This window comes from Ruegeria sp. BB6, assembly GCF_056539385.1.
Genome location: NZ_JBQFUW010000005.1, coordinates 232,171 through 252,405, shown reverse-complemented (window position 1 = coordinate 252,405; position 20,235 = coordinate 232,171). Strand labels below are relative to the sequence as shown.

Below are 20,235 nucleotides of genomic sequence, written 5' to 3'. Positions count from 1 at the left end.
CATCGGGAAAAACAGTGCCGGTCACCGCATGCAACCGACCGGCCCCTCCTATTGTGCCGGTGCAGCATGAGTCAATAAAGCCTGGGGGTTTTCCTGACTGGAAAGCCTAGAAACGCGGGATCACGAGGTCAATTGATCCAGTTTGGCCGCCCAGATGAAATCATTCTCGCTGAGACCACCAATTTCGTGCGTCGTCAATTTGACATCCACATAGCCCCAGCCAAACGCGATATCCGGGTGGTGGCCCTGTTGGTCCGCAAGCCACGCGCAAAGATTGGCCAGATAGGTTGCTTTGGCAAACCCTTTGAACGTGTAGTGACGGGTCAGCGTTTTCGCCTCCGCGTCCAGTTTCCAGTCAGAGGTAAGCTCAGCCATATGCGTATTGGCTTCATCAGCCGTCAAAGGGGGAATTCCACCGGAACAGGGCACACAGGTCCGGTCCGACAGGCTGCAGGTCTCTCCAGATAGGGTCATTTTCGGTTCACTCCGCCGCAGTTGCTTTTTCCGGAAACTTGTTTGGCAGCAGCCCAAGGGTCTGCGCCCGTCGTACATCCGCCAACAAATCTCGGTCGGCGGCCTCAAACAGGTCTTCGGGCGACTCTAGCACGAAATAGCCCATTTGATGCATGTCGATCCGATAAGGCGTGCGCAGGATCGTAAGAACGTCGAAAGGATCCCGGTCGGGAATGTCGCTTTCAACGGCGTAAACCAATTCGGTGGGAGAAGATGCCAGACCCGACCCCAGCGCCTTTATCTCTCCGTCCTGCCGACGCAACCCGAATTCGATCGTGAACCAGTAAAGGCGGATCAACCACGAATAATCTCGATCTTCGGCCGCGACGCCCGCTTGCCCGATCGCCTGACTAAAGGTTGCAAATCGCGGATCGCTCAGCAGCGGTGTATGGCCGAAGATTTCGTGGAAGATGTCCGGTTCTTCGATATAGTCGAAATCCTCGCGCGATCGGATGAACGACGCAGCGGGAAACACCCGATCTGCCAACATTCCAAAGAAGGTTTTGAACCCGATCAACGCCGGCACCGGCTGAACCCGCCAACCTGTCAGATCCAACAAGCGGTCAGAGATGTCCTTGCACGACGGGACAGATGTCTTTGGCAAGTCCAACCGCTCCAGCCCTTCAAGGTATTCGCGCGCCATGTACCGACGAATGTTGCTTTGCTGCGCGGCATAGAGATCAGCCCAAACAGCATCCTCCTCGGCGGTATAGGCAATATTGCCCTGCGCATCTGCGACCTTGGCAACGTAATTTTTCGATTTAGGCATGGCGACTCCTCCTAAAGAAAAGTTTATACCTTTGCGGCGACAGAATTAGTTTTGATGGCGTCGCGTTTTGCCCTATTTTGAATGAAACATTCCGAGAATGATCAAAATATGACCCAAATTCTTCAACCCGCCGATATTGCCATTCTCAAAGAACTCCAATCAGACGGGCGTCTGTCCATGCAAGACCTGGCTGATCGCACCGGTTTGTCCGCGTCACAATGCTGGCGCCGGGTTCGTGATCTTGAGGCTGCTGGTATTGTGTCCGGCTACGCAGCTCAGGTGAAAGCCAAATCTGTCGGGCTGAACGCGATTGCCTATGTCCATGTTGCTCTGCGCGATCATCAGGAAGACAATATCGCCTCTTTCCTGCGCCTTGTGGAAACCGAACCACAGATTGTCGAATGTGCCTCAATCACGGGGGATCATGATTTCATTCTGAAGGTCTATGCGAAAACACCAGAGGAGCTTGAGCACTTCATCATGCAGCGTTTGCTGAAGTCCGGCTTGGTCCGTGACACACGCAGTAATTTTGTGCTGCGACAGACCAAAACTCGCGGACCGCTGCCTATTCTATGAGTGCCGGGGGCAAAACTCATTGAACCTCAACTCGACCCCTCCTATCGTGCCCGCTCAGAACAGCTTAATCAGGACGACAGCATGACCGATCAAGTTCCTCACCCGATGTCCCCTCAGGATTGCCTTGTTGCGATCATGGTCGCGGTCTCGGCATCGGATGAAACCATCCGCACAGCCGAACTGGTCAAGATCGAAGGTGCGGTGAATATGCTACCGGTCTTTGCCGAATACGACATCGACCGGACACGGCGTGTTTCGCAAACCGTATTTGACTTGTTTGAACAAGAAGACGGGCTGGATGCGCTTTTCGGTCTAATCCGGGACAACTTGCCCGAACGCCTGCACGAAACGGCCTATGCGCTGGCCTGCGATGTCGCCGCAGCGGATGGATCTCTTGCTGAAACCGAGCTGCGTCTGCTAGAAGAAATTCGGTATGAGCTGAACATCGACAGGCTGCACGCCGCCGCTATCGAACGCGGTGCACGGGCACGTCACACCACCTGATACTAACTACCGTTCAGAGTTCCCCAACGCTCGATCAAGGCGCGCTGCAGCTTGCGCGAACGACTGTTCCAACTGCGCGCTCCTTGAGGGCGCTCGCGCTGGGCACGTGGGATCGTGGCCCGGTGGTTGACGTCGGCTGTGAAGATGGCGAACGCCAACTCGGACCCGTCCGGCGTCGTGATGAACCCGCCTAAACCGGATACAAAATTCAATGTCCCGGTTTTGGCGTCCACTTTGATCGGATGATTTTTCACAGGTCGCCCCTGGCTGTCTGCCAATGTGAACTTTTTCAACAATGGCCGAAGGGCTCCAGCCTTTTGTGCCTCGATCAAGGCCTTGACCAGATCCTCCGGAGCGACCCGAGACGCGTCTCCTAGCCCGGAATGGTCGACCATCGCAATGCCATTGACGCCATAAGTCTCGGCTGCCCATCTGTTCATTTCCGCCGCAGAGTCGGTCAGAGATTGCAACTCTGCCCCACGCGCCTTCGACGCCGCCATACCAACCATTTCGGCCGTCAGGTTGGTCGAGTATTTCAACATCCCGCGCAGGATACTGTCCAACGGGTCGCTTCTATGTACGACCAACACGGCACCTTGGGGCGCTTCGCGGGTCACATGCACACGTTCCAGGACAATTCCATTCGACCGGGCCAGCGTACGGAACACATCACCCGCATACAGCGCCGGTTTTCTTACTGGCAACCAGCGCGCGCCTCCGTTGCCCAATGCGCCTCGCGCGACCGACCAACGATCCTGACGCGCGCTCGGCTCATAGGTATAGATCGGTGCTTTTCGAGCATCGACCCGCATCGTGGCCATATCGACCGCCGGATTGAAACGCGCACTACGCGCGTCCATCGTAACGCTGTAGTCGGCACCCTCGCGCTTCCACTCGAAATGCACACGATTGAAATTTAGGGATATTCCACTGATTGCCGGGCTGTAACCAAGATGGTCTGGTTGACCTGCGTCGATACTGAACACATAGGGCAAAGCACCGTCATATACTTTGAAATCGCCGCGCACCTCGATGACCCCGGCCTCGCGCAAATTGGCTGCCATCGTCGCCAGGGCGTCCGTATCCAGCAGGGGATCACCCCCTCCAACCAGGATCAAATCCCCCTTGAGGATGCCGCCCTCTATCGGCCCTCCCGCCACCAGCTTGGTTTCAAACTGGTGTTCCGGCCCAAGCACGTCCAGCGCATAAAGCGCGGTCAAGGCTTTCGCGACACTGGCCGGCGGCAACCCCACGTCGCCAGCAACGGCCTCCAACTCGGCCCCTGTTTCTACATCCGCCACCGCGAACGCGACCTCTCCTTTTAACCCGGCCGCCCGGATCAGTCGCTCGGCTCCACTTGGCTGCACGCCACGCAGTTGAGGCCGCAGCGATACCGAAGGCGCATCAGCCAAGACCGCAGCGGGGATCAAGGCCGCGCCAAGGCTTCCGAGAAAACTACGTCGTGAAAAACGATCAGCCATGGGTCAATTACAATCCCAGAGATCATTGGCAAACAACCGGTCACTGATGATTATGCTCTTGCAGGGGCTATTCCGGCAACACCCCATTCTCCCAAACGCCACGATTTCGGAGTTCCGTCGAACTGACGTCAACCATCGGCATATTCACGAAACACCAGGCCGGAGCCTCGGCCTTACCCAGCAGATGGCGCGCCTGTCCGTCGATCCTGTACTTGGAATAGACCCGTGCGGCCCGGGACATCCGGGCCGAGATCCGATCCCCCGGTCGTGCGACAACGCCAACTGGCACGCTATCCATAATCAATCGCCAATCCTTCCAGCGATGAAATTGCGCAAGGTTGTCGGCACCCATCAACCACACAAACCGGACCTGCGGATATAAGCATTGCAGCGCTGCCAGAGTATCCGCTGTTGCTCGCGTGCCGGTTTGAGCCTCAATATCCGTCACTGTAACACGTGGGTGCTGCATGACCGCCTTGGCCGCTTCGACCCGACGTTCCAACGGGGCTGGACCTTGTTCCTTCAACGGATTGCCCGGTGTCACCAACCACCAGACCCGGTCCAGCCCAAAGGCTTTCACCGCTTCGCGAGTCACATGCACATGACCCCGATGCGGAGGGTCAAAAGACCCTCCGAACAGGCCAATCACCTGACCCGGCCGTGCAAATGGTATGGTGTTTCGCTCCATCTCTTGCTGATGTTCAGAACTGAGCCGCCTTGTCAATCAACAGGTTGCACTGCGTCCACCCGAACAACCGTCAGTCAATTGGTTCGGAGACAGCTGATTGACAGTCATCAAGATCACTCTGCAAACCGTACTTTCGATCGAGGCCAAAATGTTCGCGCCGGTGACAGTTCGGGCATAGCGCAATCATATTTGATGGCTCGTCACGACCGCCTTCCGACAACCAAGTCTTATGATGAACTTCAAGAAACCATTCACCAAAACTATTTTGGAAAGTACGCCCCCCACAGCACTCACACGTTCCGTTCGCGCGAGATTTAACGAGACGTACAAATTCCGAATTGCGAACAAACCGAGTTGTCGCCGTCGAGACACGCTTTGGCTGATCTTGATCCACTTTTGGCTCTGCCGGGGCTGCAAAGGCATTTCTTTCTTCAGCCCCATTTGCCCATTTGACAATTTGAGCGCTTTGCAATTCGGACAGGTCACAACCCACTGGCAATTCCAACAGCGACTTTGTCCACTCTATGGCCCTTTGAACGTGTGATCGATCAATCCCCATCTTCTCAAATGACATCTGCCGATTGCTCCTCAAAGTCTTCCAATATATTACCGCCTTCAAACTTGGATTCCATCGGAGCAGATCAATGGCCGCCTATCAATATGTCTACCACATGCAGGGTGTCTCAAAGACCTATCCCGGTGGCAAGAAGTGTTTTGAAAACATCCACCTGAGCTTTCTGCCCGGCGTGAAAATCGGTGTCGTCGGCGTCAACGGCGCGGGTAAATCGACGCTGATGAAGATTATGGCCGGTCTCGACACCGACTTCACCGGCGAGGCTTGGGCCGCCGAAGGTGCCAAGGTCGGTTATCTGCCGCAGGAACCGCAGCTAGATGAATCGCTGACCGTCCGCGAAAACGTCATGTTGGGCGTGGCCGCGAAAAAGGCGAAGGTCGACCGCTTCAACGAGATCGCCATGGAGATCGCCGAGAACTACTCGGACGAGCTGATGGAGGAAATGACCACCCTTCAGGACGCGATCGACGCCGAGAACCTCTGGGATCTGGACAGCCAGATCGACGTCTCGATGGAGGCGCTGCGCTGCCCGCCGGATGACGCCAACATCGCCAACCTCTCAGGCGGTGAGAAACGCCGCGTGGCGCTCTGCAAACTGCTGCTGGAAGCGCCCGACATGTTGCTACTCGACGAACCGACCAACCACCTGGACGCCGAGACCATCGCCTGGCTGCAGCAGCACCTGATCGACTACAAGGGCACCATCCTGATCGTCACCCACGACCGTTACTTCCTGGATGACATTACCGGCTGGATTCTTGAGCTCGACCGTGGCCGCGGCATTCCTTACGAAGGCAACTACTCCTCGTGGCTGGAACAAAAGGCCAAACGGCTGGAGCAGGAAGCGCGCGAAGACAAGTCCAAGCAAAAGACCCTGCAGCGCGAATTGGAATGGATGCGTCAGGGTCAGAAGGCGCGTCAGGCCAAATCCAAGGCCCGGATCAACGCCTATAACGAGCTGGCCGAACAGTCCGAGCGCGAAAAGCTGACCCGCGCCCAGATCGTCATCCCCAACGGCCAGCGTCTTGGCGGCAAGGTGATCGAGGTCGAAGGTCTGTCGAAACATATGGGCGACAAGCAACTGATCGAAGGGCTGGATTTTGCCCTGCCCCCTGGCGGCATCGTCGGCGTCATCGGCCCCAACGGTGCCGGTAAATCGACCCTGTTCAAGATGCTCACCGGTCAGGAACAACCCGACAGCGGCTCCATCTCGCTGGGCGACACGGTCGAGCTGTCTTATGTCGACCAGTCCCGCGATGACCTCAAGGACAACGACACCGTATGGGAGGCGATCACCGGCGGCGCCGAGATCATCCAACTGGGCGACGCGCAGGTCAATTCGCGTGCCTATTGCTCGTCCTTCAATTTCAAGGGTGGCGACCAGCAGAAAAAGGTCTCGCTACTGTCAGGCGGTGAGCGCAACCGCGTCCACATGGCACGCCTGCTGAAAGAAGGCGGCAACGTCCTGCTGCTCGACGAACCGACCAACGATCTGGACGTGGAAACCCTGCGCGCACTAGAAGACGCACTGGTCGATTTCGCCGGCTGCGCCGTGGTCATCTCGCACGATCGTTTCTTCCTCGACCGGATTTGCACGCATATTCTGGCGTTTGAAGGTGATGCTCATGTGGAGTGGTTCGAGGGCAACTTCGAGGATTACGAAGAAGACAAGAAACGCCGTCTGGGGCCCGATGCGCTGGAGCCCAAGCGTTTGAAGCATAAGAAGTTTGCGCGGTAAAAATGGCTGCTGCTCTTAACCCGTTCAAGGAAGAGTTTGTTTTAATTGCGCAAAAACTCAAACTTGAGCTGGAGTCTGCCAGCTTAGTGAAACATGCTGGCTTGAAGGGGGCGTATATCGAAGACGCCCTCGCTTCCTTTCTTCGGGAGACTATCCCCGCGAAATATGCTGTTTCGACCAACCAAATAGTTGTCGACTGCGAAGGCAGGCAAAGCAACGAGTGCGACATTGTCATTCATGAACGGATGGAAAACTATCGTTATCTGAGACGCCACATACCCGTTGAAACGGTGTATGGAGTGATCGAAGTAAAGAAACACTTAGACGCTAAAGCCGCTAAGGATTTCAGAAAAAAGGAACAAAATTTTCGCGCTCTGAACTACCGTGGATACCATTCAAACGGTGTTGAAACTGAGCTTAAGAACCGAGGCTTCCATTTCTGCCCTCCTTCGTTCAACCTTTTCTCAATAAGCTCATCTTTTGGCAGCTTAGAACGGTATTGCGCTCAGGTTTTCACTGATCCCTATGGAAACAACGCTTGGAAAAACCCAAGCGACTACAGTGACTCCTTGACATACTATATGTCACTTTGCTGCAGTTTGGATGTTGGTATTGCCCGAAACTCCGCCCTAAGTGGGAATACGTTTCTGGCAATAGACCCAACAAATAATTCCAAAATCAAGAAAAGGGCTGCCGGGAAGGAATACTGCGTTTCTGAGGTAACCGCACTTCATATGTTCTTAACTTTCTTTGAACATGTTCTTGAAAGTCGCTCCCTTGTGACACCGTTTGATCACAGAAGTTACTCGCTGTTTCACGAGGAAATAAGTTCTGGAATCGCACCGGACTTGGATGAAATCGCAAAGATAATAAGTGAAATTCAGGATACGCCACCATCCAAATAAATGGCATCTTTTTCCACCGTGGTTGAAATTTCTCGCAGAACGCTTCCTCCACTGGTACGGAACGACGGTTTTTTGCCCCCTTGCCACACGCCCACCCCAATGCCATATCCAAGGTGCTAACGTTTTTCTATTTCGACCTACTGTCTCCTTCTACGGCGCTCAGTCTCTCGATCCAGACCGACGACGCCAGGCTGCCGCAACCACGTGGGCAGCACCAAACAGGAGACAACGGATATGCCAGCAGGCACCGTAAAATGGTTCAACACCACCAAAGGCTACGGCTTCATCGCGCCCGAAGATGGCGGCAAAGACATCTTCGTACACATCTCGGCCGTCGAGCGCTCGGGCCTGACCGGTCTGGCCGACAACCAGAAAGTCACGTACGAGCTGCGCTCGGGTCGTGACGGTCGCGAAAGCGCGGACAATATCGAACTGGCGTAAGCCGTTCCAAGGGCAGGGATAATCCCCTGCCCTTTTTCTTTTTCGACCGGCGACACCACGGCGATACTGTGTCCGCAGGAATACATCACATTTCGGTTACTCTGCCCCGGTGATTGACCGGATCGGATATCATTCAACATTATCGTTATGATTTCCGTGTTGTTTTGAAGAGAACCACCATGTTCACACGTCGCACATTCGTTACCGCAGCCGCCGCCACCTGTTTGATACCGGGAATGGCCACGGCAAAGAAAAAAGCCGTCGAATACGATCCCACGCCTCAATACGTGAGAATCAAGAAAGAGTTTCTGCCGGGCCAGTTGCTGGTGGTGCCGCGCTCTTTCTACCTCTACTTCGTGACCGAGCCGCGCAAGGCCATCCGCTATGGCTGCGGCGTCGGCAAAGCCGGGCTGGAATTCACCGGAACCGCCACGATCGACGTCAAGAAAGAATGGCCCACCTGGAGGCCAACCGAAGAAATGATCGAACGGGAACCAAGAACATATGCCCGCTTCAAGGACAACGACTATGTCCAACCGGGCGGAGGCGACAATCCACTGGGCGCACGCGCCCTTTACCTGTTCCAGAACGGCGTCGACACCTATTTCCGGATACATGGCACAACGCAGCCACAAACGATCGGAACAGCGGCCTCTAACGGGTGTATCCGCATGTTGAACGCACATGTCATAGATTTGTATGCGCGCGTGCCGATCGGTACTGTTGTGACTGTGGTTTGACTAGTTGTCGATCCGCGCGACCAATTCCAGAACATAGGGACCAAGCGCCTGAACGATTAGGGAAACCCCTTCGGCATTGGGATGTATGCCATCCGTTTGCATGAAAGTCTGGGCGGCATTGGGTTCACCCTCTGCCGTCAGCCCAGAGAAAAAACTGGGGGCATAGCCGGTCTGATATTGCCCTGCCAGATCGGGGTAAATCGCATCGAACTCGGACTTGTAGTCTGCCCCGTAGTTCCCCGGCGCCTGCATGCCGACCAACAGAACCGGAACACTAGCTGTATCGGCGGCCTGTATGATCGTTTCGAGATTGGCGCGCGATACTGCGGGATCGATTCCTCTCAGCAGGTCGTTCCCACCCAAAGCAACGATTATTCCGTCTACATCCGGTGTCAGTGTCCACTCGACACGGGACGCCCCGCCTGCTGTTGTGTCTCCGGATACTCCGGCATTGATCAAGCGAACATCGCCTCCCTGTGCCTGCAACCACCGACCCAATTGAGGTACAAAACCATCCTGTTCCGGCAAACCGTACCCTTGGGTCAGCGAGTCCCCCAGAGCCGCGATCACGACGGTCTCGGCTGTGGCCGCAAAGCCGCAGCAAACAAACGCGCCTGACATCAAAGCCTTGCGCAAAATCCCAACCGCTCCATATCCCAATTGACCACCTCCGCTTGGATTGACCTATGACATCACCAGTTCTTTCGCTTCAAAATGCCGCTTTGTCGCTGGATGGCAATGCCGGTCGGGTGGATATTCTGCACGACATCAATTTATCGGTAAACAAGGGCGAAACACTGGGTCTGGTTGGGCCGTCCGGGTCTGGAAAGTCGTCATTGCTGATGCTGATGGGCGGGTTGGAGCAGGCAACAAGCGGCAGGATCACTGCGCTGGATCACGATTTGACCGGTATGAATGAAGACGCACTTGCTCGTTTCAGACGCAGCGCGATGGGCGTTGTTTTCCAGAATTTTCATCTCATCCCCTCGATGACAGCCGTGGAGAACGTCGCCACGCCGTTGGAGCTGGCCGGACATCGCGATGCCTTCTCGCGGGCAGAAACTGAGCTTGAGGCCGTCGGGCTGGCGCATCGCCGAGATCACTATCCGGCGCAGCTATCGGGGGGAGAGCAACAGCGCGTAGCCCTTGCGCGCGCCGTCGCGCCGCGCCCTCAGATATTGCTGGCCGACGAGCCCACCGGGAATTTGGACGAAGCCAACGGCACCGCCATTGTCGACCTGCTGTTCGACCTCCGGGATCGACATGGTGCTACCCTCATACTGGTCACGCATAGCCACAGCCTGGCCCAAAAATGTGATCGGGTGGTCCGGCTGCGCGACGGGCGCATAACCGAAGACACACAGCAAGAGGCCGCAGAATGAGCCTGCGCCTTGCCGCGCGTTTGGCGCGTCGCGAACTGCGCGGTGGGCTGCGGGGGTTTCAGGTGTTCCTCGCTTGTCTGGCGCTTGGGGTCGCGGCAATCGCCGCGGTTGGATCCGTTCGCCACGCCATCCAAGCCGGATTGTCCGAAGAAGGCGCGGCCCTTTTGGGCGGGGACGCGCAGTTGGAGTTCACTTATCGCTTTGCAAGTGACGGTGAACGCGCCTGGATGCAGCAGACGGCACAAGCCCTGTCCGAGGTCGTTGATTTTCGCTCGATGGCCGTTGTCCAGTTGAACGGCGAAACCCAACGCGCCCTGACACAGGTGAAATCGGTTGATGACGCCTATCCTCTTTTGGGGTCGCCGGTCCTGGAGCCCGAAATGCCGCTCTCGGTCGCGTTGGACGGACAAGGGTCACTGCCCGGCGCCGTCATGGATCCGCTGCTGATCGACCGGTTGGGTTTGGCAATAGGTGACCGGGTTTCGCTTGGAACTCAGGACTTTGTAGTGATGGCAGCCCTCGTGCATGAGCCGGACGGGGCCGCAGACGGGTTCGGGTTGGGACCCCGAACGATGGTCCGCACAAAGGACCTTCAAGCGTCTGGGCTGCTTGCGCCGGGAACGCTGTTTTCAACAAAATACAGGCTGGACCTGCCGCAAGAGACTGATCTCGGAACACTGTCAGCAAAGGCGCAGGCGTTCTTTGATGGAACTGGCATGCGCTGGACTGATGCCCGAAACGGCGCGCCCGGAATTTCCGAATTTGTCGCCCGTTTAAGCGCCTTTCTGGTTTTGGTTGGTTTGTCCGGTCTGGCAGTAGGTGGCATCGGCGTCTCCGCCGCAGTGCGCGCTTATCTCGCCCAGAAAACCGAAACCATCGCAACCCTGCGGACATTGGGCGCAGACAAGGCAACCATCTTTCAAACCTACATGATTCAGATCGGTATCTTATCCGGCATAAGCATCGTGTTGGGCTTGGTATTGGGCGGGGTTGCGCCTCTGGTCTTGGCACCTCTGATCGAGGCCCGTCTGCCTGTACCGGCAGTGTTTTTACTCTACCCGCAGCCCTTAGCAGAGGCCGCGCTCTACGGGCTTCTCACCGCCTTTTTGTTCACGCTCTGGCCGCTAGCCCGGACAGAAGACGTCCGCGCCGCGACCTTGTTTCGCGATGCCCTGACCTCGGCAAAGGTTCTACCGCGCACCGTGTATGTGATTGCCACAGGTATAGGTCTGGCGCTGCTGATTTCGGCGGCTTCTTGGTTCAGCGGGTCTGCGCGCCTGACGCTTTGGACCAGCGGAGGGTTGATCGCCGCACTGCTCCTCTTGTCGCTATCTGCGCTGGGAATCCGCAGGCTTTCACGCCTTGCGGCAAGACCGGCCCGAGGTCGCCCGGCCCTACGCTGGGCGCTGGCGGCCATTTCCAACCCGCGCGAAGGCGCAGCTTCGGTCGTGTTGTCCTTGGGATTGGGCCTTTCGGTACTGGCAGCGGTCGGACAAATCGACGGGACATTGCGCAACGCAATCTCAGGGAACCTGCCCGACGTGGCACCATCCTACTTTTTCGTCGACATCCAGAAAGACCAGATGCCCGGGTTTTCGGATCGTCTGGCAAAGGATCCCGCCGTCAGCCGGGTAGAGAGCGCACCGATGCTGCGGGGCATCATCACTCAGATCAACGGACGCCCGGCGCGGGACGTTGCTGGCGATCATTGGGTTCTGGACGGTGATCGCGGCGTGACCTATTCGGCGCTGCCCCCCCAAAATGCACGGATCACCGCAGGCAAATGGTGGCCCGAAGATTACTCGGACAACCCCCAAGTCAGCTTTGCGGCCGAAGAAGCCAAGGAAATGGGCCTCAAGCTCGGCGATGAATTGACGGTCAACATTCTCGGGCGCGATATTACGGCCGAACTGACATCATTGCGGGAGGTAGATTTCTCGACCGCAGGGATGGGTTTCGTCATGTCCATGAATCCGTCAGCCCTTGCCGGTGCGCCGCACAGTTTCATCGCCACGGTCTACGCCGAAGAACAGGCCGAAGCCGCCATTCTGCGCGATCTGGCCGGGCAGTTTCCAAACATCACTGCGATCCGCGTGCGAGACGCGATCGACCGGGTGTCTGGCCTGTTGGCAGGTCTGGCGGCGGCGACGTCCTACGGGGCGGGCGTTTCACTTCTGACAGGCTTTTTGGTCTTGATCGGCGCTGCTGCCGCAGGCGAACCCGCCCGCAGGTACGAAGCCGCAATCCTTAAGACACTGGGTGCCGACAGACGCCGCATCCTGCTAAGCTTTGCCCTCCGAGCGGTGCTTTTGGGGGCCGCGGCAGGGTCTGTCGCATTGCTGGCGGGCATTCTCGGCGGATGGGCCGTGGCGACATTCATCTTTGACACGGATTTTGCCGTCATTTGGCCTTCGGCCATTGGCATCGTGCTGGCTGGTATCTTCGTAACTCTGGGCGCGGGCCTAGTCTTTGCCCTGCGCCCTCTTGCGGTACGCCCGGCCCGCATCCTGCGGGCCAGCGATTGAACCTACCTTACACAGGCCACCGGCTGTAGAATTTTCAACAACTGATCGTTGTCGCACACCAGCGCGTCCAAAGTAATCTCATCCAGTGAGGCATAGAAAACTTCGGCCGCATCCTGCAGCGCCAGTCGCAACCGGCAGGCTTCTGTCAACGGACAGGTATTGTCGGCATCCGCAAAACACTCTGCCAGCGGCAAGTTGCCCTCCACATGGCGGAAAACCGACCCGATGCGGATCTGTTCGGCCGACCGAGCAAGGGTCATGCCGCCGTTCCGCCCGCGTTGCGTGCTGAGATAATTGAGCTGACTCAGTTGATTGATCACCTGCGCCAGATGGTTTTCCGAGATATTGCAGGCTTCGGCGATCTCGGACTTGGTCACCAATCTGTCCTGATGCGCCGCACAATACATCAACAGGCGCACTGCTATGTTCGTCCTTTTGGTGATGCGCATGATGGCCTCCCAAATTTCAAGATGGGATCTTATTGCATGTCCGGCAAAAAAGCGGTTTGACATACATCAATCGGCACAACCGGACGCAGAGGCACATGGCAGACCCTTATTTCTTTGGCTACGGCAGCCTCGTGAACCTCGCCACCCACGACTTTCCCGATCCACGCCCCGCCCGGCTAAAAGGTTGGCGACGAGCCTGGAAGCATACTGACCTGCGACCCGTCGCCTTTCTGACAGCCGTGCCGGACCCTGGCTCAGAGATCGAAGGGATGATCGCCCATGTTCCCAAGAACGATTGGGCCGCGCTGGATGAACGGGAATGGGCATATGACCGCGTGCCTGCGACGCATTCCATCACGCATCCTCTGGCGCACGATGTTGAGATCGCCGTATACGCCGTTCCTCATCAACGGCACAGCGAGCCGACGGACCAACACCCGCTACTGCTCAGCTATATTGACGTGGTCGTCCAAGGGTATCTGCGCGCCTTTGGCGAGGAAGGAGCCGAGCGTTTCTTCACAACAACCGACGGGTGGGGCGCGCCGATCCTGAACGATCGGGCCGAACCACGGTACCCGCGCCATCAACAGCTCAAACCCGACGAGACGCGATTTGTCGATGACCGCCTGCAGTATCTCTCTGCAACCATCATCAACACCCAATAAAAAGGCCGAGGTCAAACCCCGGCCCTTCTTCTGTTCAAAAATACTTCCGCCGGAGGCACGCGCCGCAAGGCGCGTTCGTCACCCCCGCGCGCGGATCACTTGCAGCAATGGCAACAAGGTCGCCATCTCAGGTCCCCGTTCCATACCCGTCAACGCCTTGCGCAAGGGCATGAACAAGCCTTTGCCCTTCCGACCCGTCGCCTCTTTTACGGCGCTCGTCCATTTGCCCCAGGTCTCCCCATCGAACGGTCCTTCGGGCAGCAGTGCAACAGCCTCGGCGATAAACTCACGGTCTTCGTCAGCGATCAAAGGCTCGGCCCCATCGCGGCACAGCTCCCACCAGCCTTTTAGATCGGCCAACGTAGTGATGTTCTCGCGCGCCATGGCCCAGAAAGGCTCGGCCAGATCAGCAGGAACACCAGCGTCCGCGACGGCATCGGCTACGTCCGCCAAAGGCAACGATTGCAAGTGCTTTGCGGTCAGCGGGAACAGATCCTGCACATCGAATTTGGTCGGCGCGGCCCCAAATCGGTTGACGTCAAAGCCTTCGATCAACTCGGCCATATCCGAACGCAGTTCGACCGGATCGGACGAGCCCAGACGTGCCATCAAGCTTAGCAGAGCCATCGGCTGCACACCCTGTTCACGCAGATCGCGCAGGGCCAGTGTCCCCAGTCGTTTCGACAGCGCCTCACCCTGAGGGCCGGTCAGCAGTGAATGGTGCGCAAAACGCGGGCAGGTGCCGCCCAGCGCCTCAATGATCTGAATCTGCGTTGCGGTGTTAGTTACGTGGTCCGACCCGCGCACCACATCGGTGACACCCATCTCGGTGTCATCCACGACCGACGCAATCGTATAAAGAACCTGCCCGTCGCCCCGGATCAGCACCGGATCAGATACCGATGCCGCATCAATCGAGATGTCGCCGAGAATGCCGTCATTCCACTCGATCCGCTCGTGATCCAACTTGAACCGCCAGACGCCATTACCACGTTCGGCACGCAGGGCCTCTTTCTCAGCATCGCTGAGGTTCAGCGCGGCGCGGTCGTAGACCGGCGGCTTGCCCATGTTCAGTTGCTTCTTGCGCTTCAGGTCCAGCTCGGTCGGTGTCTCGAACGCTTCATAGAAACGACCCATCTCGCGCAGCTTGTCGGCAGCCTCGGCATAGCGGTCCAGACGGTCGGACTGACGCTCGACCCGGTCCCAGTGAAGGCCCAGCCATTCCATGTCCTGCTTGATCGCGTCGACATATTCTTCCTTCGACCGCTCGGGGTCGGTGTCGTCGATACGCAAGATGAACGTACCGCCAGCTTTGCGGGCAATCAGATAGTTCATCAGGGCGGTGCGCAGGTTGCCCACATGGATGTAACCGGTGGGCGACGGGGCGAAACGGGTGGTTGTCATAGGTGTCTCCTGTTGGCGCGGCTCTTGTCACAGGATGGGCGTTTTGTCCAGCCACCGGGCCTGTTCACGGTATCGTCAAGTGGCAAGTTGATATCTGCGACCTATCTTTCACCTGCTGGCACACACAGGGAGATCAAAAATGACCGTTAAACTGACCCGCCGGGCCGCTTTGGGCGCAGCGGCGGCTTTGCCGTTTGCATCGGCAGCGACACCGCTTTTGGCGGCAGGGGCTGAAACAAAGGCCAACTCGACCATCGCCAAGTCCTTTCACTTAGGTGATTTTACCGTAACGACCCTGCTTGATGGCAGCCTGCCCCGCGATGGCGCCAAAGATATCTTCGGCGGCGGTGCCTCGGATGAGGATTTCGCCAAGGTCTCGGCCGATAACTTCATCTCGCCTGAGGTGGCGCAATTTTTCTTTACTCCTACGCTGGTCAACACGGGTTCTGAACTGGTTCTGTTCGACACCGGCTTGGGTCAGGGCGGCATTCAGTCCGCGCTGGCGGATGCGGGCGTCACCCCTGACCAGATCGACGTCGTTGTCATCACCCATATGCACCCCGACCATATCGGCGGCATGACGACTGATGACGCGCCGACCTTTGCAAACGCGCGTTATGTTACCGCCTCGCCCGAGTATGATTTCTGGGCAGCTCAGGATGCGGGAAACCGTGTTGGCGATCTGGTTGCCGCCAAGGTGACTCCTCTGGCCGAGAAAATGAACTTTGTCGAAGACGGCGGAGAAGTCGCGTCAGGCATTACCGCCGTCGCTGCCTACGGGCACACTCCCGGCCACACGGTCTACCACCTGGAAAGCAATGGGCAACGGCTGGTTCTGACGGCTGATCTGGCAAATCACTATGTCTGGTCCTTCGCGCATCCAGAATGGGAGGTCCGCTTTGACATGGACAAAGCGGCCGCGACCGCATCCCGGCGCAATGTGCTGGGCATGCTGGCCGCCGACAAGGTGCCGATGATCGGGTATCACATGCCCTTCCCGGCGGCGGGGTTTGTAGAAACCCGCAGAGAGGGCTTCCGCTTTGTCCCCGTCAGCTATCAGATGATGGGCTAGGCTTAAAATCCGGGGTCCGGCCGCACTTTTGAGCCATCCGTAAATCGGGAAAGGCGAAAGGCGGCCGGATTCACGCACGGCTCAACGCCGGTGACAAGGTCTGCCATCAACCGCCCCGCACCCGGACCGATCCCGAACCCGTGCCCTGAAAATCCGGTAGCAATGAACATCCCCTGCATGTCGTCGACCTCGGAAATCACCGGGACTGCATCAGGTGTGACATCAATCATCCCTCCCCAGCTTTGAACAATCTCGGCCTGTTGCAATGCCGGAACACCTTTGCAGGCACGCGCCCAAGCCTGCCTCAGCACTCTGGTCGAGGGCTCGGGATCCAGCGTGCGGCAGCGCTCGAACGGAGTAACGTCGGTCGGAAGCCACCGTCGGTCCTGTTGCGCCTCAGCCGCCCAACGCTTGGAAACCCGAAACCGCAACGAACGCCATTCTTGTCTGTAGACGGGAAGGAAACGCCGGGCCAGACGAAAACTGTCCGGTACGATATCGACCGTATTTTCGTGCCCTGACGCAATCGTATAGCCCCCATCAGCCCGTTTCCGCATGGCAAAGTCATCAGACCACAAAGCCGTCTCTGGTCCTTCGACCGGCGAGGTGCGCAGCACCGTGTTCAGCACCTTTAACTGCGGAAGGTCGATCCCCGCATTCCCAGCAAACAGTCGCGACCAGGCACCACCCGCCAGCACGACCTGCTTACAAGACACACGACCCCGCTCGGTGAAAACTCCAGCAACCAGACCGGACTGCACATCGACACTACGCACGGCGCAATTTGTCATCAAAACCGCGCCACGGTCACGGGCAGCTTCGGCAATGGCAGGGGCTGCCCATTGCGGCTCGGCACGGCCGTCCTCTGGCATGTGCAAAGCATATTGCAGCCCTGTCGCGCATCCGGGCAACAACGCCTGCAAATCCGCCCCCGACACCATTCTGGCGCCCGTCTGCAACCCGTCTACGTGGCGCATCCATCGTTCCAGATTGTCGCGGTCTCTGGTGCCGGATGCTCCAAACAGAATCCCGGATTGGGTGAAACCTGTCTTGCGGCCGATCTTTCGATCGAGATCAGCCCAGATACGCTGCGCCTCGACCATCAGCGGGATTTCGCGCGGGTCCCGCATACCCAATCGCACCCAGCCCCAGTTCCGAGAGCTTTGCTCGCCCGCGATTTGACCTTTTTCGCACAGCAAAACGGACAGGCCGCGCTCGGACAACTCCAGCGCGGTCGCGGAACCGATAATTCCTCCTCCGATGATGACGACGTCCACACTCTTGGGCAGGCACAGATCAGGCTCGACTGGGGTTGGTTTTGGGCCGGGCATTTACCGCTCTTTTGTCATTGCTCTGGCAGCAGAGAATGCCCGACACGGAAACCGAGGCAATACGACCGAAGTCGTGTTTTGAACTATTTTGGAGACATGTGGCACCGGCGCAAGGGTCCGGTGTTGCGGTAATTTCGATCTGCGTTCGGACGCGTCAGGCCGTGCCGACTAGTTCCGCCCATTTCTGACGCAGCGAGGTTGTGAACCCGATATCAGTTGCCGGCGGTTCTTCGGCCGGGGTGTCTTTGACCTCCGGCTCGGCGGCCTGCTTCTGCGGCGCAATTTTCGACCCGACCTCCCTGAGACCGGCATCTTCGTTCAGGACATTCGCAATGGCGTTATCAAGCTCGCCCTCATCCAAAACCCGACCTTTGGATTGCATTGACTTCCAAGGCAACGGCGAGTGGAGAGGTTTGTCGTATTGCTCACGCATAATCGTACCAAATCATCAAATCCAACACCCCGGGTGCGGCGAGTCGAGAAAGGCTCTTTGGAGACCGTCCATAGGCTCGTGACTGTTCTCAATGAGTCAAACCCGCCCCAGATAGGGCAATTTTTCAACAAAACTATGGCGAAAAAATGTCATGCCCTCAAGCTGATGGCATGCTTCAGCCGCTGCGCACCGACCCAAGTGGCGAAATTGGAAACACTTAGCCAGAAATCACCAGATTGCACATGCGACAGAAACCGCAAGGGCGCGACAAAAGCCCTTCAGGACTGATCGCGCCAGCGATTCACAATCGGGTATCTGCGATCCAGCCAGAACGCGCGGCTGGTAAGCCGGGTTCCCGGAGCAGATTGGAAGCGTTTGTATTCACTAATGTAAATCAGATGCTCGACCCTGCGCGCGACATCGCGGCCAAACCCCGCCGCGACGCAGTCTGCAACCGAACCCTCCTGATCCACCAGAATGTCCAGAATCGCGTCCAAGACGGGATAGTCCGGCAAGCTGTCGCTATCTTTCTGATCTTCACGCAGTTCCGCGCTGGGGGGCTTGTCAATCACGGAAGGCCGGATCACCTCACCCGATGGACCCGACATCCAGTCACGGTGATTGGCGTTACGCCAGCGGCACGTCTCGAAAACGCGCGTTTTGTACAAGTCCTTGATCGGGTTATAGCCGCCGTTCATGTCACCGTAGATCGTCGCGTATCCCACTGCGACCTCGGACTTGTTTCCGGTGGTCAACAGCATCTCGCCAAACTTGTTCGAGATGGCCATCAAGAGCAATCCGCGTAACCGAGACTGAATATTCTCCTCGGTCAGATCGGCATCCCGACCGGCAAACAAAGGAGCCAGCGTTTCGGTCACGGCTGACCGGCTGTCCGAGATCGGGACAAAATCATAGTGCACACCCAACGCCTTGGCGACGGCCTCGGCGTCGTCCAGCGAACCCTGACTGGTGTATTCCGAAGGCAGCATCACGCACCTGACATTCTCGGCCCCAATCGCGTCTACCGCGATGGCGGCGACCAGCGCAGAATCTACGCCGCCAGACAAACCCAGCACCGCCTTCTTGAATCCGGTTTTTCCCATGTAGTCGCGCAACGACTGGACCATTGCGCGATAGTCCTGCTCCCACTCATCCGGCTGGGGCACGACATCGGCAGGCACAATCCGCCAGCCATCATCCCCACGCTCAAGATCGACATGGGTGACTGCTTCATCGAACACGGGCATGCGGAACGCCAGCTCACCGCCCGGGTTCAGACCAAATGTGCCCCCATCAAAGACCTGATCGTCCTGTCCACCCACCATGTTGAGGTAGATCAGAGGCAGACCGGTCTCGACCACTCTTGCGACCATGTGATTCAGGCGCACATCGTATTTGTTGCGAAAATAGGGGGACCCGTTTGGGATCAAGAGAAACTCGGCCCCGGTTTCCTCAAGCGTTTCGGCCACATCCGGGTGCCAGCCGTCTTCGCAGATAGGGCTTCCGATCCGGGTATTTCCCACCGAATATGGACCGCCCAAAGGTCCCGAGTCGTATAGCCTGACTTCGTCAAAGACGGTCTCATTGGGCAAGTGATGCTTTAGCGCCTTGCTGCCGATCCTACCGTTCTTGAGGATGAGATAGGCGTTGTACAGGCCGTCACCTTCGACCCACGGCCCACCAATTGCGATCGCAGGACCTTCAGCACATTTGACAGCCAATTCCTCAACAGCAGCCATAGCAGCCTGATGAAACGCAGGCTTCATCACCAGATCCTGCGTGTTATAGCCCGTGATGAACATTTCCGGCAGGGCAACCATATCCGCCCCGGCTGCGCGCGCTTGCTCCCACGCGGCGAACGCCTTGGCTGCATTGCCGTCTATGTCCCCTACAACGGGATTCAGTTGCGCCAAAGTGATGCGGAAACGGTCGGCCATGCTGCCCTCTTGCCCTCGTCAGTCCTATTGCATTTATCAGATCGAACCGCGAGGAAAAGGCAAATGCGGCAAAAGCCGTTGCCCTGCCACCAACGGTATCTTAGTTTT

General features: G+C 57.5%; 21 protein-coding genes. 10 read left to right on the top strand and 11 right to left on the bottom strand.

From position 1 onward, the window contains the following. Positions 1 to 120: 120 nt before the first annotated feature. Both ACR0B7_RS13910 and phhA read right to left on the bottom strand, forming a co-directional pair. Entirely contained in the window at positions 121 to 474 is a 354-nt protein-coding gene (locus ACR0B7_RS13910) for a 4a-hydroxytetrahydrobiopterin dehydratase (RefSeq protein ID WP_170484953.1), read from the bottom strand. Positions 475 to 481: 7 nt separating this feature from the next. Continuing rightward, on the bottom strand, positions 482 to 1,282 hold the full coding sequence (gene phhA, locus ACR0B7_RS13905; RefSeq protein ID WP_170484955.1) for a phenylalanine 4-monooxygenase: 801 nt from the start codon (positions 1,280 to 1,282) through the stop codon (positions 482 to 484). Positions 1,283 to 1,390: 108 nt separating this feature from the next. Between phhA and ACR0B7_RS13900 the strand changes: the two genes are divergently transcribed. Continuing rightward, positions 1,391 to 1,858, top strand: coding sequence for an Lrp/AsnC family transcriptional regulator (locus tag ACR0B7_RS13900; RefSeq protein WP_170388953.1), 468 nt, complete (start codon positions 1,391 to 1,393; stop codon positions 1,856 to 1,858). 81 nt (positions 1,859 to 1,939) lie between these two features. After that, complete coding sequence (locus tag ACR0B7_RS13895; protein WP_170388952.1) at positions 1,940 to 2,362, top strand: tellurite resistance TerB family protein; 423 nt, start codon at positions 1,940 to 1,942, stop codon at positions 2,360 to 2,362. Between the two features lie 2 nt (positions 2,363 to 2,364). Here the strand turns inward: ACR0B7_RS13895 and dacB are convergent, their stop codons facing one another. From dacB to ACR0B7_RS13880, 3 genes are all read right to left on the bottom strand, one after another. Then, on the bottom strand, positions 2,365 to 3,843 hold the full coding sequence (dacB, locus tag ACR0B7_RS13890) for a D-alanyl-D-alanine carboxypeptidase/D-alanyl-D-alanine endopeptidase (protein ID WP_170484956.1): 1,479 nt from the start codon (positions 3,841 to 3,843) through the stop codon (positions 2,365 to 2,367). A gap of 67 nt (positions 3,844 to 3,910) precedes the next feature. Beyond that, positions 3,911 to 4,531, bottom strand: coding sequence for a nicotinate-nucleotide adenylyltransferase (locus ACR0B7_RS13885; RefSeq protein ID WP_170484957.1), 621 nt, complete (start codon positions 4,529 to 4,531; stop codon positions 3,911 to 3,913). 70 nt (positions 4,532 to 4,601) lie between these two features. Further along, complete coding sequence (locus ACR0B7_RS13880; protein ID WP_170484958.1) at positions 4,602 to 5,105, bottom strand: HNH endonuclease signature motif containing protein; 504 nt, start codon at positions 5,103 to 5,105, stop codon at positions 4,602 to 4,604. A gap of 70 nt (positions 5,106 to 5,175) precedes the next feature. Between ACR0B7_RS13880 and ettA the strand changes: the two genes are divergently transcribed. From ettA to ACR0B7_RS13860, 4 genes are all read left to right on the top strand, one after another. After that, positions 5,176 to 6,843 carry an energy-dependent translational throttle protein EttA gene (ettA, locus tag ACR0B7_RS13875; protein WP_170414758.1) on the top strand — a complete coding sequence of 556 codons (1,668 nt, stop codon included), beginning with the start codon at positions 5,176 to 5,178 and terminating at the stop codon, positions 6,841 to 6,843. Between the two features lie 2 nt (positions 6,844 to 6,845). Beyond that, positions 6,846 to 7,748: a DUF6602 domain-containing protein gene (locus tag ACR0B7_RS13870; RefSeq protein ID WP_170570735.1), complete on the top strand. Its 903-nt coding sequence runs from the start codon at positions 6,846 to 6,848 to the stop codon at positions 7,746 to 7,748. A gap of 234 nt (positions 7,749 to 7,982) precedes the next feature. Beyond that, positions 7,983 to 8,189: a cold-shock protein gene (locus ACR0B7_RS13865; RefSeq protein WP_170378838.1), complete on the top strand. Its 207-nt coding sequence runs from the start codon at positions 7,983 to 7,985 to the stop codon at positions 8,187 to 8,189. 179 nt (positions 8,190 to 8,368) lie between these two features. Then, the gene (locus tag ACR0B7_RS13860; RefSeq protein ID WP_170388946.1) at positions 8,369 to 8,929 is read left to right on the top strand and encodes a L,D-transpeptidase; all 561 of its coding nucleotides are present in this window, start codon (positions 8,369 to 8,371) and stop codon (positions 8,927 to 8,929) included. On the opposite strand, the gene ACR0B7_RS13855 is transcribed toward ACR0B7_RS13860, so the two are convergent. After that, positions 8,930 to 9,550, bottom strand: a complete 621-nt coding sequence (locus ACR0B7_RS13855; RefSeq protein ID WP_170485283.1) for an arylesterase — start codon at positions 9,548 to 9,550, stop codon at positions 8,930 to 8,932. Between the two features lie 65 nt (positions 9,551 to 9,615). On the opposite strand from ACR0B7_RS13855, the gene ACR0B7_RS13850 reads away from it, so the two are divergent. Together ACR0B7_RS13850 and ACR0B7_RS13845 are read left to right on the top strand one after the other, a co-directional pair. Further along, the gene (locus ACR0B7_RS13850; RefSeq protein WP_170484960.1) at positions 9,616 to 10,311 is read left to right on the top strand and encodes an ABC transporter ATP-binding protein; all 696 of its coding nucleotides are present in this window, start codon (positions 9,616 to 9,618) and stop codon (positions 10,309 to 10,311) included. Beyond that, complete coding sequence (locus ACR0B7_RS13845) at positions 10,308 to 12,836, top strand: FtsX-like permease family protein (protein ID WP_170484961.1); 2,529 nt, start codon at positions 10,308 to 10,310, stop codon at positions 12,834 to 12,836. Before ACR0B7_RS13850 ends, ACR0B7_RS13845 begins: the two co-directional genes overlap by 4 nt. Before the next feature lie 2 nt (positions 12,837 to 12,838). Here ACR0B7_RS13845 and ACR0B7_RS13840 read toward each other — a convergent pair whose 3' ends face one another. Beyond that, the gene (locus tag ACR0B7_RS13840) at positions 12,839 to 13,285 is read right to left on the bottom strand and encodes an Rrf2 family transcriptional regulator (protein WP_170388942.1); all 447 of its coding nucleotides are present in this window, start codon (positions 13,283 to 13,285) and stop codon (positions 12,839 to 12,841) included. Between the two features lie 95 nt (positions 13,286 to 13,380). On the opposite strand from ACR0B7_RS13840, the gene ACR0B7_RS13835 reads away from it, so the two are divergent. Then, positions 13,381 to 13,950: a gamma-glutamylcyclotransferase family protein gene (locus tag ACR0B7_RS13835; RefSeq protein WP_170484962.1), complete on the top strand. Its 570-nt coding sequence runs from the start codon at positions 13,381 to 13,383 to the stop codon at positions 13,948 to 13,950. Between the two features lie 78 nt (positions 13,951 to 14,028). Here ACR0B7_RS13835 and gltX read toward each other — a convergent pair whose 3' ends face one another. Continuing rightward, positions 14,029 to 15,354, bottom strand: a complete 1,326-nt coding sequence (gene gltX, locus ACR0B7_RS13830) for a glutamate--tRNA ligase (protein ID WP_170484964.1) — start codon at positions 15,352 to 15,354, stop codon at positions 14,029 to 14,031. 139 nt (positions 15,355 to 15,493) lie between these two features. Here gltX and ACR0B7_RS13825 point away from each other — a divergent pair, with 139 nt between their 5' ends. Continuing rightward, complete coding sequence (locus ACR0B7_RS13825; RefSeq protein ID WP_170576821.1) at positions 15,494 to 16,426, top strand: MBL fold metallo-hydrolase; 933 nt, start codon at positions 15,494 to 15,496, stop codon at positions 16,424 to 16,426. Positions 16,427 to 16,428: 2 nt separating this feature from the next. Here the strand turns inward: ACR0B7_RS13825 and ACR0B7_RS13820 are convergent, their stop codons facing one another. The 3 genes from ACR0B7_RS13820 to ACR0B7_RS13810 form a co-directional block, all read right to left on the bottom strand. After that, the gene (locus tag ACR0B7_RS13820; RefSeq protein ID WP_170484968.1) at positions 16,429 to 17,757 is read right to left on the bottom strand and encodes an NAD(P)/FAD-dependent oxidoreductase; all 1,329 of its coding nucleotides are present in this window, start codon (positions 17,755 to 17,757) and stop codon (positions 16,429 to 16,431) included. A 154-nt stretch (positions 17,758 to 17,911) separates the two neighbouring features. Further along, positions 17,912 to 18,139 carry a hypothetical protein gene (locus ACR0B7_RS13815; protein ID WP_170484970.1) on the bottom strand — a complete coding sequence of 76 codons (228 nt, stop codon included), beginning with the start codon at positions 18,137 to 18,139 and terminating at the stop codon, positions 17,912 to 17,914. 329 nt (positions 18,140 to 18,468) lie between these two features. Beyond that, a complete protein-coding gene (locus ACR0B7_RS13810) occupies positions 18,469 to 20,127 on the bottom strand; it encodes an NAD+ synthase (RefSeq protein WP_170576820.1) in 1,659 nt (552 codons plus the stop codon). Positions 20,128 to 20,235: the final 108 nt, after the last annotated feature.

Bases quoted from the DNA above. Each gene is read 5' to 3' on its own strand.
- ACR0B7_RS13910 (WP_170484953.1), bottom strand. From the start codon at position 474: ATGACCCTATCTGGAGAGACCTGCAGCCTGTCGGACCGGACCTGTGTG.
- phhA (WP_170484955.1), bottom strand. From the start codon at position 1,282: ATGCCTAAATCGAAAAATTACGTTGCCAAGGTCGCAGATGCGCAGGGC.
- ACR0B7_RS13900 (WP_170388953.1), top strand. From the start codon at position 1,391: ATGACCCAAATTCTTCAACCCGCCGATATTGCCATTCTCAAAGAACTC.
- ACR0B7_RS13895 (WP_170388952.1), top strand. From the start codon at position 1,940: ATGACCGATCAAGTTCCTCACCCGATGTCCCCTCAGGATTGCCTTGTT.
- dacB (WP_170484956.1), bottom strand. From the start codon at position 3,843: ATGGCTGATCGTTTTTCACGACGTAGTTTTCTCGGAAGCCTTGGCGCG.
- ACR0B7_RS13885 (WP_170484957.1), bottom strand. From the start codon at position 4,531: ATGGAGCGAAACACCATACCATTTGCACGGCCGGGTCAGGTGATTGGC.
- ACR0B7_RS13880 (WP_170484958.1), bottom strand. From the start codon at position 5,105: ATGTCATTTGAGAAGATGGGGATTGATCGATCACACGTTCAAAGGGCC.
- ettA (WP_170414758.1), top strand. From the start codon at position 5,176: ATGGCCGCCTATCAATATGTCTACCACATGCAGGGTGTCTCAAAGACC.
- ACR0B7_RS13870 (WP_170570735.1), top strand. From the start codon at position 6,846: ATGGCTGCTGCTCTTAACCCGTTCAAGGAAGAGTTTGTTTTAATTGCG.
- ACR0B7_RS13865 (WP_170378838.1), top strand. From the start codon at position 7,983: ATGCCAGCAGGCACCGTAAAATGGTTCAACACCACCAAAGGCTACGGC.
- ACR0B7_RS13860 (WP_170388946.1), top strand. From the start codon at position 8,369: ATGTTCACACGTCGCACATTCGTTACCGCAGCCGCCGCCACCTGTTTG.
- ACR0B7_RS13855 (WP_170485283.1), bottom strand. From the start codon at position 9,550: ATGTCAGGCGCGTTTGTTTGCTGCGGCTTTGCGGCCACAGCCGAGACC.
- ACR0B7_RS13850 (WP_170484960.1), top strand. From the start codon at position 9,616: ATGACATCACCAGTTCTTTCGCTTCAAAATGCCGCTTTGTCGCTGGAT.
- ACR0B7_RS13845 (WP_170484961.1), top strand. From the start codon at position 10,308: ATGAGCCTGCGCCTTGCCGCGCGTTTGGCGCGTCGCGAACTGCGCGGT.
- ACR0B7_RS13840 (WP_170388942.1), bottom strand. From the start codon at position 13,285: ATGCGCATCACCAAAAGGACGAACATAGCAGTGCGCCTGTTGATGTAT.
- ACR0B7_RS13835 (WP_170484962.1), top strand. From the start codon at position 13,381: ATGGCAGACCCTTATTTCTTTGGCTACGGCAGCCTCGTGAACCTCGCC.
- gltX (WP_170484964.1), bottom strand. From the start codon at position 15,354: ATGACAACCACCCGTTTCGCCCCGTCGCCCACCGGTTACATCCATGTG.
- ACR0B7_RS13825 (WP_170576821.1), top strand. From the start codon at position 15,494: ATGACCGTTAAACTGACCCGCCGGGCCGCTTTGGGCGCAGCGGCGGCT.
- ACR0B7_RS13820 (WP_170484968.1), bottom strand. From the start codon at position 17,757: ATGCCCGGCCCAAAACCAACCCCAGTCGAGCCTGATCTGTGCCTGCCC.
- ACR0B7_RS13815 (WP_170484970.1), bottom strand. From the start codon at position 18,139: ATGCAATCCAAAGGTCGGGTTTTGGATGAGGGCGAGCTTGATAACGCC.
- ACR0B7_RS13810 (WP_170576820.1), bottom strand. From the start codon at position 20,127: ATGGCCGACCGTTTCCGCATCACTTTGGCGCAACTGAATCCCGTTGTA.